Here is a 16,783-nt window from a genome sequence, read left to right on the forward strand (position 1 = left end):
AAAAAGCTCCCCTCGTTTTAGCTTAAGCGGCCTGGGTCAGAAATAAAAACACAGGCAAGCCGTCGTTGTTTTGCTGACGGGCAATGACGCGTTGGCACTCAAGGCGTTTAAGCCCAAACGTCTGGCAAAGGCGTTCAACATAATCAATATGATGACAGAAACGGGCGCTTTCCTGCAATTGCCAGGGTAGGGTATCGCTGATTTCGATACTGAAGATAAAATATCCAGCTGGCTTTAAATGCTCGTGTACAGCGGCAAAAAGAGGTTTTAACTCACCAAAATAAGGCAACACATCAGCAGCAGTAATGAGATCATATTGTTGTCTGTCGCTGCTTAGAAACGCCATGATATCGGCTTCGACAAGGTCATCATAAATCGCCTTTTCCCGGGCAATGGCGAGCATTTTGGCCGCGATATCCACCCCGGTTAAGTGGCGGCTAAGTGGCCGCAAAATATCGCCGGTCAGGCCGGTGCCGCAGCCTAAATCAAGGGCTTTGGTGAAATGGCCAAGATCATATTCCCTGCACAGGGCTTCGATGTGCAGGGGGAGTGTGTATTTTAATTGCTCACGCATGTGCTTGTCATAATAAAGCGCGTAATTATTAAAAAGATTAGCCGCATAGGGAGCACAGGTGTCGGCCGTTGACTTGTCACCCTGCAGGGCGCTCAGCATGTGCCGGCTGGCTAAGTCTTTGGGGTTGGCAGCCAGTGCGCGCTGCAGGAGCTCAATGGCTTTGGGCTTATCCTCAAGGCGGATAAAAATAGCCGCAAGATTATTAAGTGCCGCAAAATGCTGCGGGTCTAAGGACAGCAATTGTTCGAACTGGTTAATGGCCTCATTTAAATGCCCCAGCGCCATTTGTGCCACGCCGGAATTATAGAGGTATTCAATGTTATCAGGCATTTGCTTAAGCAGGACATCATAATGCATGAGGGCGTTTTCAAACCGGTCATGATGCATGAATGTCGCAGCGAGATTATTGCGCGCATCCAGGTGATTATTGTCCAGAGCCAGGGCTTTGGTAAAGAAATCAACCGCCAGTTGACCGCGCTCCCGTTTTAAGGCAATGACACCCAGATTGGTTAAGGCTTGTACATGCGCGTTGTTGTGCATGACCACATGCTGGAACGCTTTTTCTGCGTCATCGAGTTGATTGGCTTCAAGGCTTAATACGCCGAGGTAAAAGTGCGCCTCTACATGCTCGGGATGGAGTGCGAGCACGTTATTGAATTGAATGCGTGCTGCCTCCAGTTGATTATTTTTCAGGAGGAGCAGGCCGAGGTTATAGTGCGCTGCTGTAAAATCGGGTTGAGCATGAATGGCGCGGCGGTAATATTCCAACGCGTTCCTGTAGTCATTGTTCATGGCAAAAACAGCGGCTAAGTTGCCATAGGCCTGAGCATAGTCCGGTTTTAAAGCAATGGCTTGCTGATAATGATGAATGGCTAAGTCCAGTTGATGGGTTTTACGGTAAGCATTGGCCAGATTATTGTGCAGGGCTGGATCCTGGGCATTAAGGGCTAAGGCACGTTTGAGGTAGTCCACGGCGCTGGTGTTGTCGCCAAGCTGGATGCAGGCGACAACCAGGCTCTTCAGACTCGGTTCATGATTTGGATTCTCGGCCAGGATTTGCTCGTAAAGCGTCATGGCCTGCGGCAGCTTCTCCTGTGCCTGCAGCATCTGGGCTTCTGCAAATAATTCGTCAATGCGGGTCACGGCTTTTTACCATGAGAACATGCGGGATGCCATCCAGATCAAAGGGCGTTTCCTTGGCGGCAAACCCATATTGTTCATAAAAGGCCTTGAGGTAATATTGGGCCGTGATGGCGATGTCATGGTCAGGGTAATGGTCCCTGAGGTAGTTTAAAATCAACGTCATCATATGCCTGGCAAGACCTTGCCCACGATAAGCCGGCGCCACAATCACACGGCCAAAACTCATGGTTTTTTTATCGTAATTCAGCAGGCGGGCATAGGCAGCCAAGGTTTTATTATCCCGCATCTTAAGATGCAGGGCGGATTGATCCTGATAATCCACATCGAGGTAGATGCTTTGCTGTTCAACAATGAAGACCTGATTACGCAGTGCGAGGATATCGTAAATATCTTCGGGAGTTAGTGCCGAAAACGGTTGAATGCTTGTTTTAATCATGAGGCGCTAAGTTGTTGTTGCAGCCGTTGAAGCGCCTGGGCGCGATGGCTGATGGTATTTTTTATTTTAGCAGGCAATTGGGCCATTGTGCATTGTTTTGCAGGAACATAAAACACGGGATCATAGCCAAACCCCTGATCGCCGCTTAATGTCTCGCTGATTTGCCCTTCAATCTGACCGCAGGCAATGAGAGGCATGGGATCATCGGCATGGCGTACCAGCACGATGGCGCAGTAAAAAAAGGCTTGCCGTTTAACGTCGGGCATGCCGGTTAACTGTTGCAGCAACAGCGTGATGTTGTCTTTATCAGTCGCCAATGGTCCGGCAAAACGCGAGGAGTAAATACCGGGGCGCCCCCCAAGTGCCGGGACCACAAGCCCGGAGTCATCCGCAAGCGCTGCTTTTTGGGCTTCGCGGCTGGCATGCCGGGCTTTAATCAGCGCATTTTCGACAAAACTGAGCCCGGTTTCGGCCGCATCGGTGATAGCTAATGAGGCCTGCGGAATACAGGTGATGGGGGCAAGGAGAGCTGACAACTCTGCAATCTTGCCGGGGTTGCTGGTCGCAAGAATAATTTCGTTCATCGGTAACATTTAGAGAATCACACAGGGCCAGCAGCGGTTTAAATCCTCACTCTTTTCTTTAAAAGCAAAGGAGGCTTCACTTAAACTCTGGGTTTTTTGCAATAAATCGCTTATTTTTTCACCGCGCATATCCAGAGAATCCAATGCTTTGAGTGCGGCATCGCGGGTTTCATCGATTTCCTGTTGAAATTTCTGTATCTTGGGATCCAACGCCTTGTCCATGAATTGGCTTAAGTGTTGAGCCACTTCCGGAAGAGGGTACTTATGAAACAGTAAATTAAGAGTCAGGTTGCGTTGCTGTTCAAGACTCATGTCACTGTCACAGGCAACAGCCCAATAATTTCCGCCTAACTTGAGTCCGTAAACTCTCATCTCGCCAATGGTGTCGAAGAAGTATTTTCCTGGTTCCAAGGCCTCACCGATTTCTTCAAGCTTCGCTACATGCTTTTTTATTTGGTCTCCCATCAGGGAAAGCATGATTGGGTTCAATGGAATATGGAGCGTGGCGCGTTCACCTTCAAAACGCGTAATGATGGCATAGCATTTCATTCTGGCCCTCCCTGAGGTATTTTTTTCTAAATTATCATAAAAGCAAATAAATTGACAAAATGTTTAAAACGGATGATTAGCCGAGAGGGGGTAAGACGTCAATGACGTTCAGGATGGTTTCCTGGTGCTGCTGGGTTTTGGAGCGGTTTGAAAACAATGTCCAGCGTCCGGCTTGAAATTCATTGATTTTTCCCTGAGAAAGCGAGACAAGGAGACTTAAGCCTGTGTAATGGGCAATGGCGTTGCCGATATCCCTTACTATTTTCCCAAGCCCACGGCAGGTTTGCATAATGGCTTGTTGCGAATGCAGCATGTCCCTTGCCGCGTTTTGATAACTGCTCAAAGGCTGTTGATCGTTGTTTAAAAACTGAAAAGTCATGTTCATCAATTCAAAGGCGATTTTCTGGATAATGCGTGCTTTCCTGAATGTGACTGTGGTGGTGTCTGCGGGTTCATTGGCATGGAATGTGGTGTTGAAATCGTTACTATCAATAAGCCTTTTTTCGTAATGAATAATGGCCTTTTCAATCATCCCTTTTTGCGGTGGGTTCAGCACTTCAAGGAGTAATTTAGCCCCATAAAGCGAGAGCTTTTTAACCTCATTCATGATGCGATGACAATAGATTATTTTTTGCAGATTCATCAGGTTTTTGTATTGGTTTAATGCCTCATGCCGCATGATGGGAAGTTTTCCCATAATGAATGCCACATCCAGGTGATTAAATGCTGTGGGGTGGCAATCGAGGGTCAATGCGCGTAAGGTGGTGTCGCCGGTAAGCTTGGCATATTGAGTGATGAACGCATGGAATACATCGGGATGTCGGCTGTGGCGAACGGCAAAATCAAACAAATAACCCTGTGTTGTCTGGTCCTGAGCTTCGAGTTCCTGCTGGCTGAGCTGCCTAATGTGTTTAATCGCCTCGTGGGTTTCATCGTGGATGAGGAGATGCTTGATTATTTCTGGTAAGGTCATGGCGAGGAATTTGTTTATACGGATAGATATCGTAAAAGACAGCCGGGTAACATGGTTTGAACCTCCTCTTCAAGATGTTATTTGCTTAATTTCATGCAAAATTTAAGCGAATCAGTCACGCATTATACCTGGATTTTTTTCGACTTAAAGTAAAGTTTTATTGCTTAAATGCATGCTATTTATAGATTGCTTCCGGGGTGTTTTCCTGATCGGACAAATCCTCAAACTGCGGTTGTGCGAAATCCAGGCTCTCTTTTTCTTCCTCTTCGGCTGATAAGTCGTCATCCTCTTGCGGCGATTGGCCAATTGTTTCCGGTTTAACGTTTAATTGGCTGACTAACTGGCAGGGGGTGCCATTCATCGCCAAATCTTCCAGTTTATCCAGACTGGGATCAGATTGCGGGGTGGGGTTATTGCCAGATGAGTCAGTTTTTAAAGTGACCAAACCAAAAATAAGCGAACCAATCCCCAGCAGGGCAGTCAGGCCGGCGCCAATCGCGCCGGCCACTGCGAATCCGATCAGGGGCAAGACGCTTGGCGGAGAGGGTGTGGGCTGGATGGGATTAAGGGATTTTTGCGATTGCTCAGCGGGTAATGCTTTTTTTAAGGCGTGACAGAGCATCGCTTTATCCACAGGATCTTCTAGATGATCAAACATAATTAACGCTTTTGACCATTTCTTCTCGGCAATCTACAGCGCCAGGAGTTGACGCCGGATCTCGATATGATCTTGCTGGGCGCGAAGGTATTCAAGCCAACCGATTTTTTCTTCATTGGCAGAAAGAGACGCCTCAGCCAGTAATGTTTCCGTGGGGGGGATTTCCAGGTATTTTACCCTGGCAGGAAGTTTGGATTGGAGTTCTTTATCTACATGAAAAAACAAGCCCCTGATCTGGTGTTCTGCTTCCACCCAGTTTTTACTGGAGGCTAAAATGGCTTTAATGCGTCCCTGTAAAACGTCAATAGTCTCGGCTTCTTTGCAGAAGGCACGTGCCTGTTCTTCGATGATTAAATTTTTAATGGACAGTGTTGCATCGACCCAATCGGTTGGCGACTCATCATTCACCTGGTTTAGCCTTGCGGACAACCGGGTTTTTAATACGTCCGGAAACTGGTCAAGGTGTTGTTTAACAAAATGACAATAGGCGTTGGCCTTCAAGGCTTCATCCAGGGCGCTGACATGGGTAAAGAGGTCCATGTCAAGAATGGCTGCATTCAACGGCATGCTTTTTTGTTCTTCGGGGGGGAGGGCCTGAATGTAATTCCTTAGATCAATAGCGGCTTGAAGCCAGGTTTGTCCCTTCTCATGGCGATAGGCTTCATGCAGTTTTGCAATGATCTGTTGACGCTGGGCAGTCGATACCGACGTGGCCTGTGGATTGGATAGCAACTGGTGAATGAACAGGCAGTAAGCCTCGGCGGCAAAATAAGGTTCACTTCCTTCACTCACCGATTGGCGTATTTTATTACGAAAAAGGGAGGTCATGTAAGGGTTTTTGCCCACAAATGCCGTAGCCTGTCCGCGGTATTGCTGCCAAACTTCAAAGGGTAAGGTAACGGTTTTTTCTTCACCCCAGGTCATGATGTTCAGTTGCACATTTTGGTTTGCTTTGTCGTATTGGATTTGGTTAATTACAAAAAAGTGACCATCGAGTTTTTGCGCCAGTGCATTGGGCTTGCCGAGCTCCTCGGGGCTTGATTGCTCAAGGATAATCTGGGCCAATGTGCCCGTACCAAGAAAAGCCACGCTGCAGCCATCTGCCATCAACAATTATAATTGCTGGAAAGATTCTTCCGTGGATAAAGTCAGCCTATGCACATTGCTATAACCTGAGGCTTTCATCCAGCGCTTTAATTCCTTGGGCATGCTGACGCCAAAAATCTGTTTGATGAATTGCGGGCCTTCGGGGCGATAGGTATGTAGAATATTTTGTGAAGAACGGATGCCATTTAAGATAATATGGTCAGCATCGTGAATACCGTCATGACCGGTTTCCTCGGGTTTTTCAAAAATGGCGGTTTCAGTAATTTGAACTTAAAGTCACCGTGTTGTTTAAACAGGGTACTGAAATCAAATTCACCGTGAGTGGCCAATTGGTCGACCATTTTGACATACACCACGGGGTTCATAAGAGCAATATTATGAACAAAACTGTTCACGCCGCAGACCTGATCATTGCTTTGATTGATGTAGCGAGGCGATAAAACACGCAGCATTAATTGCACAGCCAGCTTGGGTCGCGAGAAATGAGCAAACATCAGGCCTTCATTTTCCCGGGCCAGAAAATTATCCGTCTGATAGGAAGTTTTTTCCCGATGGATTCGCCTCAGCAGTTCAAAAGAGAACCCCGGGTTTGGCTTGTCCTTATCCCCAAAAAAAATATCATCGACCAATTTGTCACCCACGAGATAGGCGATGGCTTACAGTTTTGTGGCGATAACAAATAATTGCGGGTTGCGTGGATGGTTCCATTGGGCGCTGGTACGCTCAAGCTCTTTTTTGTATTCGATTAGAATTTTTACAGCCAGTCTTTTAATCAGATCGGATTCTGACGCCTGACTGCCTTCTTCACGGATGGCAGAAATAGCGTCCAGGACTTGTAAATATTCTTCAAAATTTTGCGGCTTCCGGCCCTTGGGCGCATCGTCTGTGATCAATACGCGCTCATGAATACCACCTCTCAGGAATTGCTCTAGAATAAGGGTCATTTTTGCATATTAAAAAATCACATGTTTTAATTATAGGGCAATATGGGGGTTCAGGGGCATGGCTTGCGTGAATAGTTTGGGTAAAATCTGTTGTCCTAAAATAGAGGCGAACTGATAACCGCTGTTTACATAATTGTCATCAAGCCAGACTAATTGATCGATTTCCTGCCCGGGTACAGGAACACCGTCAATAGTAACCCGATAAACGTGCATCACCAGCAGGGCCTCTTCATAAATCGCCTGGGCCTGAAAACGGCCAAAGGGAGTGGCAGAGCGCAATTCAACCTGTAATTCTTCCTGCAATTCGCGCCGCAACGCCTCTTCATCCGTTTCCCCTGCCTCGACTTTTCCGCCCGGGACAATTAAATCCATTGGCGGTTTTCCGCGTTTATGCACGGCCAGTACACGATCATGCTCATCAAAAATCAAGGCGCCGGCTTTAATAATGGTGGGTTTAAGAACAGGATTCATCGTTTATTTCCTCCGTCGCTGAAGCAAGTTGTTTTAAAAGTGCCAGTGCAGGATTGCTGACTGCTCTGGGTGTGATAAAGACTCTGTGGCATTGTTCGCACGCATGCTTCTGATGGGGTATGACAGCTAAGAGCGCCTGATCAAAATGGGGATGGTCACAATAAGGGCAATGGTAACTGTTCAAATAGTCTTGTAAAGAAGGCAGGGCTTGCTGAATTTGCAGGACCCGCACCATCTCAATATCCAGCAACCGACCCATCACCCGGACTTCACCATAGGTATTGTCGACGACGCGCTTGCCCTGACTGTCGTAAGCATGCACATGGATGGCGCTTTCTTCCTGACGCGTCGCTGTCCAAAGGATGGACGGATTGGAGCCCCAAATCTGAAATCCGCCGGGGTAGCGTTCAGCATCGAGGCTGATTTTGCGCGCAGGGATAATCACCGGCCGTTTGATTTGCTCATCACCCAGATAGCGCTTAAATCGCATAATTGGATTGGCAGTGCACCGTAGTTCGCTTAGGGTGACCTGGCCGCAGAAACCGCAGTAGTGGTCAAAGGAAGGCATGACGGCGGCGAGGCCGATATCCAGTAATTCATGGCCGCAGTGGCAGCAATCCATACTCAGAATGGGGAAATTAAATATCGAGCTTAAGGTATAATGGACCGCGCTTTCTTCGGTTAGCAGCAGACGGCGGTTCTTCCAGCAGATTTCCACTTCGGCAAATGACTGATCGATTTGTTTTTTGCCGGGATCGGTGAGGCGGGCATGCAAATGAACGCCGCGGTCGAAACCATGGGCATAACTGTCAAAGACAGCCGGCAATGCCCCCCAGGCTGCCACGCCGCCGGGAAAATCGTCGAGGTTGATTGACAGGGTGTTGGGTTGAGCCGCTTTGAACATAGAGATACCTTAATGAAATCCATTTAAAGTATCCCTCGCCCTAAGGACGGATTGTCGTTACAACTCGGGAAGGATCGAGAATAGTTGTAAACACCAGCCTCTGCGGGAGAGTTGATGCTAACGAAAACAGGGAAGCCTTGTCAATCCTCAAAAGGAGGGGCCGCAACAAAACGTTGTTTCCTTGCGGCTTAACAAAAACTCATGGGTTATCTGTTGCGTTTATTGTTGAAATGTTCAATGATTCGATCGATGTTAGGGGGCGTCATCCTTTCAAAGCCTTCTCTAACGCGCGTGCCGAAACTGTTATCCTGGTTACCGCCAGAAACTTTATTCAAATCTTCTTTAGACAGTGTTTTGGATTTTTTCTTAGTCGTTTTGTGCTGTTTCATACCTAACCTCATTTGCTAAAACCTGAATTAAGTATAGACAAAAAACTAATTGATTATCTTTTTAACACAAACGAGCGATAGAGGCAGTGCCACAAGAGACCAAGAGCAATTAAACCCAATCCGGATATTCCTATCGCAAGCGGCACCCAAAAGGTCAGGAACAAACAGGCAAAAAGCCCAATCCAGGCGATAATGGCAGGGTAACGGCGCTCAGTTTTGGGTAAGCGTAAGGCGGCCAGGTTGGTTATCGCATAATAAATCAGAACGGTGAACGCACTGAATGACCAGGTGGTTTTAACATTGCCAATGGCGACTAAACCCAGAATACTGATGCCAATGCCAATGATGGCGGCGACTGGGGTCTGATGTTTGCCGGAAATCACAGCAAACCGTTTCGGCAGATCCTGCTGCCGCCCCATGGCCAGGACAGTTCTCGACAGGCCAAGGATAAGGTTCAACAAAACACCGAGCATGGCTGTGCAGGCACCGACGATGACCACGATGGGTAAGCCCGGAATTGTCATGGTGTTGGCTGCCATCTCAAGCGGGGTAGGCCAATGCCGGGTTGCACTGGCCAATTGTTCCCACCCGGTTAAGCCAAGGGCGACTAAGGTTACCCACACATAAAGCAAGGCGCTAAACAGCAAGGAGAGCATAATGGCTTTGGGGATGGTCGTGCGCGGTTGTTTCACTTCTTCACCCAAGGTCGCTAGACGGCCATAACCCGTGTAAGCCACAAATATTAAGGCCGTTGCATAAAGAAAATCACCGGGATTGAGGGTGTCAGGTGTGAAAAAAGAATTTAAATATTTTCCATCTTGCTGAAGCAAATAAACACTGCCAGAAAGCGAAAAAAGCCCTAAAGAACAGAGGGTAATTGCAACAATTACGGTATTGGTCAGGTTGGTGCGCCGCATACCACTGGCCGCGAGCAGAGTCAGCAGGGCGACGGTGATGGCGGCTACCGGGGTTATCGAGGCGAAAGGGAGGTGGAACAGATGCAGTAAATAAGCGGCAAATCCTAAAGCTGCGGTCGCAGCGGAAGCGGTTTTAGCGCATAAAAACATCCATCCGGCGGTAAAACCCAGCGCCGGATGAAGATAGCGGTAACCGTAAGCATAGGTTCCGCCGCTGACCGGATGGCTGGCTGCGAGCTGGGCACTGGACAACGCATTGCAACATGCAACGAGTGCGGCAAGCAGGATGGCAAAAATGACCCAGGGCCCGGTAACCCCTGCGGCGATGCCAATACTGACGAAGATACCGGTGCCAAGCATGGAACCAAGGCCTATCAGTGTCGCGCCAGTCAATCCGATTACCCGCTGCAGGGGTTGATGTCCCATTTAAATTTTCAATCACGAGGAGAGTTGTTTAAGATAGCATTATTTCACACGAGCAGACCGTTGGTTGGCCAAAATTACCCTCGTTATTCAGGTTCGATTAGTGATGGCGCCGCAGAATGAAGTCAGCAATGCCTTTCACTTTACCGGTATTAACAGGTATTTTGGCTAAACAAGCCAGGGCCTGGTCATAAAAATGTCTTTCGGCTTTTTTGGCGTCATCAAGGCTGGTTATCACGGGATAGATGGGTTTATGCCGCTCCAAATCCTTTCCCTGGCATTTTCCAAGCGTTTCTGTACTCGATTCTATGCCGATGATGTCATCATGAATTTGGAAGGCAATCCCTATCAGGAGACCAAACTCCCGCAGCAAATTTAAAATTTCCGCATCCTCTGTGGAGGACAATGCACCCAAAACCACAGCCGCACTGATTAAATCACCTGTTTTCATGCGGTAGATGGTTTCAAGATCACGGACGGTTGTCGGTGTCTGTAAAGCCAGCAGATCCAGCACTTCTCCCCCGACCATGCCGGCTGAGCCGATAGCCTGGGTGAGAGTAGCAATCATTTTCAACCCGTTTTCGGCTGTCAACTGGTTGTATTCAAACGCCAGATTGGCGAGCCTATTAAAGGCTAAGGTATGCAGGGCGTCACCGGCCAAAATGGCGACTGCTTCTCCATAGACTTTATGGCAGGTGGGTTTACCACGGCGCAAATCATCATTGTCCAGGGCAGGCAGATCATCATGAATGAGGGAAAACGCATGGATCATTTCAATGGCAGCAGCCAATCCATCCAAAACGAGTTCATCCCCTTGAAAAAGCTCCCCGACTGAATAAACAAATGCCGCACGGATGCGTTTACCCCCATTTAATACCGAATAAGCCATTGCTTCATGAAGTATGGTCGGGTAAGTGTTTTGGCAGGGCAAATGACGTTCAAGCGCCAGATTAACTCTGTTTTGGCAGTCCATTAAGTAACTTGTAATCGGCAAGATAGATTACTCTCAGTCCAAATTATTAGTGTTATAGCCAATAGGAAAAAATAAATCAAATCGATTTAAAAATAACTATTTAGGCACTTTACTTTCCCTTCATCGTTCTGTTGGCTACCATTTAATCAAGAGATGTCAGCTTATGATAAAAACATCACAGCAAGGACGGATTAAATGCACCATTCGCTCCCCTTGATTACCACCGTTGCTCTGGGATTTGCCTTGGCGCTCATTCTGGGATTTATTGCCGTGCGGTTTAAAATTCCCGCTCTCGTGGGATATTTGTTAGCCGGCGTCGTCATCGGTCCCTTTACTCCCGGCTTGTTCGCTGACGTGAAAATCGCTCAGGAACTCGCTGAAATCGGTATTATGCTCCTGATGTTCGGTGTTGGATTGCATTTTTCCTTAGACGATTTAAAGCGGGTGCGCACCATTGCCATTCCCGGAGCGGTTGTGCAGATGATTGCCGCCACCCTGCTTGGCGGTGGGCTAGCTGTCTGGTGGGGTTGGGATTACGGCAGCGCCCTGATTTTTGGCTTATCGCTTTCGGTTGCCAGTACGGTGGTTTTGTTACGCGCCCTGGAAGAGCGAGGCGCTCTGGATTCGATTAACGGTCACATTGCCGTGGGCTGGCTTTTGGTTGAAGACTTGGCCATGGTGATTGTGCTGGTGTTATTGCCCTCTCTCTCGCATGGATTGGGTGATAATGTACCAGTGGACGTTCAGCAGCAGCCCTTATGGCTGGTTTTAAGCCTGACGCTGCTGAAAGTATTGAGTTTTATTATCCTGATGTTTGTGGTTGGGCGCAGGCTTTTGCCGAAATTGCTCTGGCATGTGGCCCGCACTGGGTCACGGGAACTGTTTACGCTGTGCGTCATTACGGCAGCGATAAGCATTGCCTATGCTGCGGCGCAATTATTTGGCGTTTCCTTCGCATTGGGCGCTTTTTTTGCCGGTATGATTCTTAGGGAATCGTCCTACAGTCATCGGGCGGCTGAAGAATCGCTGCCGCTGCGCGATGCCTTTGCGGTGTTGTTTTTTGTGTCGGTGGGCATGCTGTTTAATCCCATGGTGCTGGTTGAGCAGCCGCTGCAGGTCTTGTCGGTGGTGGCTATCATTATTATTGGTAAATCCATTGCGGCATTTATATTGGTTCTCGCCTTTCACTATCCCCTGCGGTCGGCCTTGATTGTTTCAGCGAGCCTCGCACAAATCGGCGAATTCTCGTTTATTCTGGCTGAGTTGGGGATCCGGTTTGGCCTGTTGCCGGAAGAAGGCCGCCATTTTATTCTCGCCGGTGCAATCATCTCAATCGCCCTGAATCCACTCATCTTTAAGCTCATTAATCCGGTGCACAATTGGGTTAAATCGCATCCAACTCTACTTGCGCTGTTTGAGCGCGGTAACGATCCCCTGGCGGAATTGCCGCAGACAACGCGGGAAGAATACCTGGCCGGGCAAGTGGTCTTGGTCGGATATGGACGGGTTGGCAAACGGATTGCCAATTTATTGGCTGAACATGCCATTCCTTTTGTGGTGGTGGATGAAAACCGTGAAATTATTACGCAACTGCGGGAGGCTGATATGGCAGCTGTTTATGGGGACGCGTCGGAGCCTTCAGTCCTTATTCAGGGCCATATTGCCAGAGCCAGCATGTTGATGATTGTGGTGTCTGATACGGTGCATGTGCGAAAAATGATTGCCTGTGCGCGTGCACTCAATCCGGATATAGAAATCGTGGTACGCAGCCATGATGAAGAGGAAGCCCTGCTCCTGCAGAATGAAGTCCCGGGAAAAGTTTTTTTTGCCGAGGGTGAAATTGCCGACAACATGGGACAATATGCCCTAAACCGGTATGGTAAAGGGGGACAGCAGAAAGAAGGCCATTGACGTTGAGTTGAAATGTTAATATTCATCAAAGGATACAACGCAATTATGAAAAAAATTAACACAGTTATTTTTGATCGGGATGGTGTTTTGACATTCTTTTTGTTTAAGAAAGTTATCGAAGCGTTTTCAAAATTTATACCTGAATTTACTTTGCAGGAAGGCATGAGCATTTGGGAGTCGCTTGGAAAAGTGCATGGGTTCCCAAAAAATTCAGAAGAAGAAATTCTCTTTTTTGATAAATTCTGGCAGGCCTTAGCTGATCATTACACCATAAGCCCCAAACGGCAAGCCGCGATTCAACAATTTAACTACATGGAATTTATTGATGTTTTTCCCGATACGCTTCCTGCTTTAAGGTTTTGTAAACAGAAAAACATGAAGGTGGGGTGTTATCGAATTTTCCTTTGGCCAGCCTGCAGGAATCGCTGGAATGGTTTAACCTGGATGCCTACATTGATGAAGCAATCAGTGCGCCCACCATCGGCGTCAGAAAGCCGGCTCCTGAAGCTTACCTGGCATTGTGCAAAAAATTATGCGTCGAGCCGGAAGAGTGTGTGTTTTTTGATGATGAACAAGTCTGTGTGGCCGGTGCAAGCGCCATAGGGATGACGGCTTATTGGGTTAATCGTCAGCAGGACACGCATGAGCTGGATAAACAAGTCATTGCCAACCTCAGAGCTCTGGAGTTGATCATTCACTAGGCTTAGGTGGATTAAAAAAGGCATCGGGCCAGACCTGCTCTTCAAAAGGGTATACAAATTGCCCATATTGTTGAGTAAGGCTAGTAACTTGTCTTTATTCGCCTGATAATAGACTTTAAGCCGCAGTAAATCATCCTGGCTTATGTTCCGATAATGAACCCCCTGAGGTGGATTTACATATAGATAATCATACAAAATGCGTCTTCAAAGGGTAGGGGTCATTAACAGGGGGAGTAACAGCCGTGGCATAAATGCCGTCTGAATTTAAATTTCCGAGCAGAGGGGGTATGCCTGTTCTGCCGTAAAATCTGCCATTGCAGATAAGGATATTTAACTCACCCAGGTCTCGATAGTCATAATACATTTCAACTATATCTTCCCACGTAGGGGGTTTATGATAAATTTGAATAAAATCATAAGCTAATTTAAAAAGGTAATTATAGCTATTCTGATTATTCATATCATAATAAACGCAATAGCGGTTACTTTTGAGCGTAGATTGTGAGAATTCTTTCATTTCCTGGACTTTCTGCGGGTAGAAAGCTTAAATCACTAGGAAAATAGACTTTAAAACCGTTTTGCTGATAGAGCGACACCAGGGCTTGATGACGATGCAGGTTCATCAAGCCATTGATTTACTATTCATGAGCAGGCCCGTCCCTTAAGCGTTGTACTCTGGAATAAGCGGGGCCAAAAATACGGTATACCCCCAAATTGGCCGTTTGTTTAAACAGCTTGGCTATGTTGACATAAATTAAATCCAGTAATTCGGCATGGTTCAATTCTTTTTCAGGCGGCTTTTCAAACTGCTGAGTCAGATACCATCGCCTGGTGCCGTTTAAAAGAACAGACAAATTTAATTTACAGGGGTATACGCGATCAAACACCTCGGCGTCTGACATTTCCAGAAACTCATCCTGTGTGGGTTTTCTCATGAGTCCACATTTAAAGATAACCTCGTTCAGTTATAGCATAGAATTCCGAGCCAGGAATTCATTCCATGTCAATAATGACTTTAAGGGCGCCGGTCGCTGCCGCCTGTCCAAATACCTCGTAAGCCTGCATGATGTCAGTCAATTTAAACCGGTGGCTGATAAGGGCGGAGGGATCCAGTTTGTGTGTCTGTACCGCCTTTAATAACATGGGGGTGGAAACCGTATCCACCAGGCGGGTCGTGATCGTGATATTATGCGACCAGAGTTTCTCAAGGTGCAAATCTGCCTTGACGCCATGCACGCCGATGTTGGCGATGATTCCACCGGGAGCGACCAACTCTTCACACAGTTCAAAGGTTTGAGGAATCCCCACCGCTTCAATTGCCGTATCAACGCCAATCCCTTCCGTCAATTCCATTACGTTGGCAATGACATTGTCGTGCTGGATGTTAAGAATCCGGGTGGCGCCTAATTGTTTAGCCACGTTGAGGCGATGCTCATCCATGTCGATTAGGATGATTTCGGCCGGGGAGTAAAGCTGGGCCGTCAACAGGGTGGCAAGACCAATGGGGCCGGCACCGACAATGGCTACTGTTTGCCCGGGCTGTATTTTGCCATTAAGAACCCCGCATTCGAAGCCCGTTGGGAAAATATCGCTTAACATCACCAGGGCCTCTTCTGCCAGATTGGCAGGAATTTTATACAGGCTGGTGTCGGCATGGGGAATGCGTACATATTCCGCTTGCGTACCGTCAATGGTATGACCGAGCACCCAACCGCCGGTGAGGCAGTGCGAGTACATGCCTTTGCGGCAATTACGGCAGGTGCCGCAGGATGAAATGCAGGAAATAAGTACAGGATGACCCGGCTGCACAGTGGTTACAGCAGCTCCCACCTCCTCAACAATCCCTACGCCCTCATGGCCAATGATACGGCCCGGGGTACAGGTGGGAACGTCGCCCTTCAGAATGTGGAGATCCGTGCCGCAAATGGTGGTTTTAGTCATTTTAACAATGGCATCATTCGGATGCATGATGGTCGGTTTCGGGCGCTCAACCAACTCTTTTTTACCCGGGCCCTGGTAAACGAGTGCTTTCATTCGACTGTCCTCACGCTTTATTTTTTTAATCAGTATACTGGATAAAGACTCACGATGAAATGCAGGCTAGGCTTAAACCCCACCAAGGCTATTTCCCAAAATAATTCAAGCCAATGGCGTGACGTACCTCCTCCAGGGTTTGTTGAGCCACTTTTCTCGCAACCGCCGTGCCGGTGATTAACATATCCATCACCTCCTCTTTATTGAAACGGTTTCGTTTTTCGCGAATAGGCTCAAGCAGGGTTTGTAAGGTGGTATTTAACAGGGCTTTAATGGTCGAGTCGCCGAGCCCGCCTTTTTGATAATGCGCTTTAAGAGCCGCCACTTCCTCGGTATCAGGGTGAAATGCATCCAGGTAGGCGAAGACCACATTGCCTTCAACCTGACCCGGATCACTGATTTTTAAATGATTTGGATCCGTAAACATTAAAAAGACCTTGCGTTTGATTTCCTCTGGCGAGTCGGACAGGAAAATGGTGTTGCCTAAGGATTTACTGGCCTTGGCCTGTCCATCGATACCGATGAGACGTGAGGTTTTGCTTAAAACCGCCTGGGTTTCTTTCAGGCAATCCGTATGGTAAATGCGATTAAATTTGCGAATGATTTCATTGGTTTGCTCAATCATCGGAACCTGATCATCACCGACGGGTACAGCCTCTGCCTTGAATGCGGCAATGTCTGCCGCCTGACTGACCGGATAGCAGAAAAAACCGGCGGGTATGGATGAATCAAAACCTTTTTGCTGAATTTCGGCTTTAACCGTTGGGTTTCTCTCCAGACGCCCGAGTGTCACTAAATTTAAAAAATACAGGGTGAGTTCGGTCAGTTCAGGAATTTGCGACTGAATAAAAATAGTGCTTTTTTGCGGCTCTATGCCAACAGCCAGATAATCCAATGCGACCTCGTAGAGGTTTTCAATAATTCGGGCTGGGTTTTCGAAATTGTCCGTTAAGGCCTGCACGTCGGCTATCATAACGAATTGCTCATACGATTCCTGCAGCTTTACCCGATTGGCTAACGAGCCGATGTAATGTCCAAGATGCAAGGGGCCGGTGGGACGATCGCCGGTTAGGATGACTTTTTTCATGGCTA

19 protein-coding genes are annotated in these 16,783 nt (G+C 47.7%); 2 read left to right on the forward strand and 17 right to left on the reverse strand.

Translation table 11 applies throughout. The annotated features are described in order from the left end of the window. Positions 1 to 22: 22 nt before the first annotated feature. From Lery_RS07925 to Lery_RS07990, 14 genes are all read right to left on the reverse strand, one after another. Positions 23 to 1,681 (reverse strand): tetratricopeptide repeat protein, encoded by a 1,659-nt coding sequence (locus Lery_RS07925; protein WP_058526853.1) that lies wholly within the window; start codon positions 1,679 to 1,681, stop codon positions 23 to 25. 22 nt (positions 1,682 to 1,703) lie between these two features. Further along, positions 1,704 to 2,153 carry a GNAT family N-acetyltransferase gene (locus Lery_RS07930; RefSeq protein ID WP_058526713.1) on the reverse strand — a complete coding sequence of 150 codons (450 nt, stop codon included), beginning with the start codon at positions 2,151 to 2,153 and terminating at the stop codon, positions 1,704 to 1,706. Continuing rightward, complete coding sequence (gene rdgB / locus Lery_RS07935) at positions 2,150 to 2,737, reverse strand: RdgB/HAM1 family non-canonical purine NTP pyrophosphatase (protein WP_058526854.1); 588 nt, start codon at positions 2,735 to 2,737, stop codon at positions 2,150 to 2,152. The genes Lery_RS07930 and rdgB overlap by 4 nt, the downstream gene beginning before the upstream one ends. A gap of 9 nt (positions 2,738 to 2,746) precedes the next feature. Next, on the reverse strand, positions 2,747 to 3,286 hold the full coding sequence (locus Lery_RS07940; protein ID WP_058526714.1) for an R-SNARE family protein: 540 nt from the start codon (positions 3,284 to 3,286) through the stop codon (positions 2,747 to 2,749). 76 nt (positions 3,287 to 3,362) lie between these two features. After that, the gene (locus Lery_RS07945; protein WP_058526715.1) at positions 3,363 to 4,259 is read right to left on the reverse strand and encodes a hypothetical protein; all 897 of its coding nucleotides are present in this window, start codon (positions 4,257 to 4,259) and stop codon (positions 3,363 to 3,365) included. Between the two features lie 175 nt (positions 4,260 to 4,434). After that, on the reverse strand, positions 4,435 to 4,917 hold the full coding sequence (locus Lery_RS07950; RefSeq protein ID WP_058526716.1) for a hypothetical protein: 483 nt from the start codon (positions 4,915 to 4,917) through the stop codon (positions 4,435 to 4,437). 33 nt (positions 4,918 to 4,950) lie between these two features. Beyond that, positions 4,951 to 6,024, reverse strand: a complete 1,074-nt coding sequence (locus Lery_RS07955; RefSeq protein WP_058526717.1) for a hypothetical protein — start codon at positions 6,022 to 6,024, stop codon at positions 4,951 to 4,953. Between the two features lie 185 nt (positions 6,025 to 6,209). Further along, a complete protein-coding gene (locus tag Lery_RS07960; protein ID WP_131751068.1) occupies positions 6,210 to 6,653 on the reverse strand; it encodes a hypothetical protein in 444 nt (147 codons plus the stop codon). Positions 6,654 to 6,680: 27 nt separating this feature from the next. Then, entirely contained in the window at positions 6,681 to 6,968 is a 288-nt protein-coding gene (locus Lery_RS07965) for a hypothetical protein (RefSeq protein ID WP_131751069.1), read from the reverse strand. Positions 6,969 to 6,998: 30 nt separating this feature from the next. Further along, a complete protein-coding gene (locus tag Lery_RS07970; protein WP_058526720.1) occupies positions 6,999 to 7,439 on the reverse strand; it encodes an NUDIX hydrolase in 441 nt (146 codons plus the stop codon). Continuing rightward, a complete protein-coding gene (locus Lery_RS07975; RefSeq protein ID WP_058526721.1) occupies positions 7,423 to 8,343 on the reverse strand; it encodes a hypothetical protein in 921 nt (306 codons plus the stop codon). Before Lery_RS07975 ends, Lery_RS07970 begins: the two co-directional genes overlap by 17 nt. Before the next feature lie 206 nt (positions 8,344 to 8,549). Next, a complete protein-coding gene (locus tag Lery_RS07980) occupies positions 8,550 to 8,732 on the reverse strand; it encodes a bacteriocin (RefSeq protein WP_058526722.1) in 183 nt (60 codons plus the stop codon). 53 nt (positions 8,733 to 8,785) lie between these two features. Then, positions 8,786 to 10,075 (reverse strand): APC family permease, encoded by a 1,290-nt coding sequence (locus Lery_RS07985; RefSeq protein WP_058526723.1) that lies wholly within the window; start codon positions 10,073 to 10,075, stop codon positions 8,786 to 8,788. Between the two features lie 97 nt (positions 10,076 to 10,172). Beyond that, positions 10,173 to 11,045, reverse strand: a complete 873-nt coding sequence (locus Lery_RS07990) for a polyprenyl synthetase family protein (protein WP_058526724.1) — start codon at positions 11,043 to 11,045, stop codon at positions 10,173 to 10,175. Between the two features lie 195 nt (positions 11,046 to 11,240). Between Lery_RS07990 and Lery_RS07995 the strand changes: the two genes are divergently transcribed. Beyond that, positions 11,241 to 12,956, forward strand: a complete 1,716-nt coding sequence (locus tag Lery_RS07995) for a cation:proton antiporter domain-containing protein (protein ID WP_058526725.1) — start codon at positions 11,241 to 11,243, stop codon at positions 12,954 to 12,956. A gap of 386 nt (positions 12,957 to 13,342) precedes the next feature. Beyond that, a complete protein-coding gene (locus tag Lery_RS08000) occupies positions 13,343 to 13,657 on the forward strand; it encodes an HAD family hydrolase (RefSeq protein ID WP_058526726.1) in 315 nt (104 codons plus the stop codon). A gap of 638 nt (positions 13,658 to 14,295) precedes the next feature. Here the strand turns inward: Lery_RS08000 and Lery_RS08010 are convergent. From Lery_RS08010 to trpS, 3 genes are all read right to left on the reverse strand, one after another. After that, complete coding sequence (locus tag Lery_RS08010; RefSeq protein ID WP_058526728.1) at positions 14,296 to 14,592, reverse strand: hypothetical protein; 297 nt, start codon at positions 14,590 to 14,592, stop codon at positions 14,296 to 14,298. A 58-nt stretch (positions 14,593 to 14,650) separates the two neighbouring features. After that, on the reverse strand, positions 14,651 to 15,691 hold the full coding sequence (locus tag Lery_RS08015) for a zinc-dependent alcohol dehydrogenase family protein (protein WP_058526729.1): 1,041 nt from the start codon (positions 15,689 to 15,691) through the stop codon (positions 14,651 to 14,653). 88 nt (positions 15,692 to 15,779) lie between these two features. Continuing rightward, on the reverse strand, positions 15,780 to 16,778 hold the full coding sequence (trpS, locus tag Lery_RS08020; RefSeq protein WP_058526730.1) for a tryptophan--tRNA ligase: 999 nt from the start codon (positions 16,776 to 16,778) through the stop codon (positions 15,780 to 15,782). Positions 16,779 to 16,783: the final 5 nt, after the last annotated feature.

The organism is Legionella erythra, assembly GCF_001467615.1.
In the GTDB taxonomy this organism is placed as follows: domain Bacteria; phylum Pseudomonadota; class Gammaproteobacteria; order Legionellales; family Legionellaceae; genus Legionella_C; species Legionella_C erythra.

Bases quoted from the DNA above. Each gene is read 5' to 3' on its own strand.
- Lery_RS07925 (WP_058526853.1), bottom strand. From the start codon at position 1,681: ATGCTGCAGGCACAGGAGAAGCTGCCGCAGGCCATGACGCTTTACGAG.
- Lery_RS07930 (WP_058526713.1), bottom strand. From the start codon at position 2,153: ATGATTAAAACAAGCATTCAACCGTTTTCGGCACTAACTCCCGAAGAT.
- rdgB (WP_058526854.1), bottom strand. From the start codon at position 2,737: ATGAACGAAATTATTCTTGCGACCAGCAACCCCGGCAAGATTGCAGAG.
- Lery_RS07940 (WP_058526714.1), bottom strand. From the start codon at position 3,286: ATGAAATGCTATGCCATCATTACGCGTTTTGAAGGTGAACGCGCCACG.
- Lery_RS07945 (WP_058526715.1), bottom strand. From the start codon at position 4,259: ATGACCTTACCAGAAATAATCAAGCATCTCCTCATCCACGATGAAACC.
- Lery_RS07950 (WP_058526716.1), bottom strand. From the start codon at position 4,917: ATGTTTGATCATCTAGAAGATCCTGTGGATAAAGCGATGCTCTGTCAC.
- Lery_RS07955 (WP_058526717.1), bottom strand. From the start codon at position 6,024: ATGGCAGATGGCTGCAGCGTGGCTTTTCTTGGTACGGGCACATTGGCC.
- Lery_RS07965 (WP_131751069.1), bottom strand. From the start codon at position 6,968: ATGACCCTTATTCTAGAGCAATTCCTGAGAGGTGGTATTCATGAGCGC.
- Lery_RS07970 (WP_058526720.1), bottom strand. From the start codon at position 7,439: ATGAATCCTGTTCTTAAACCCACCATTATTAAAGCCGGCGCCTTGATT.
- Lery_RS07975 (WP_058526721.1), bottom strand. From the start codon at position 8,343: ATGTTCAAAGCGGCTCAACCCAACACCCTGTCAATCAACCTCGACGAT.
- Lery_RS07980 (WP_058526722.1), bottom strand. From the start codon at position 8,732: ATGAAACAGCACAAAACGACTAAGAAAAAATCCAAAACACTGTCTAAA.
- Lery_RS07985 (WP_058526723.1), bottom strand. From the start codon at position 10,075: ATGGGACATCAACCCCTGCAGCGGGTAATCGGATTGACTGGCGCGACA.
- Lery_RS07990 (WP_058526724.1), bottom strand. From the start codon at position 11,045: ATGGACTGCCAAAACAGAGTTAATCTGGCGCTTGAACGTCATTTGCCC.
- Lery_RS07995 (WP_058526725.1), top strand. From the start codon at position 11,241: ATGCACCATTCGCTCCCCTTGATTACCACCGTTGCTCTGGGATTTGCC.
- Lery_RS08010 (WP_058526728.1), bottom strand. From the start codon at position 14,592: ATGAGAAAACCCACACAGGATGAGTTTCTGGAAATGTCAGACGCCGAG.
- Lery_RS08015 (WP_058526729.1), bottom strand. From the start codon at position 15,691: ATGAAAGCACTCGTTTACCAGGGCCCGGGTAAAAAAGAGTTGGTTGAG.
- trpS (WP_058526730.1), bottom strand. From the start codon at position 16,778: ATGAAAAAAGTCATCCTAACCGGCGATCGTCCCACCGGCCCCTTGCAT.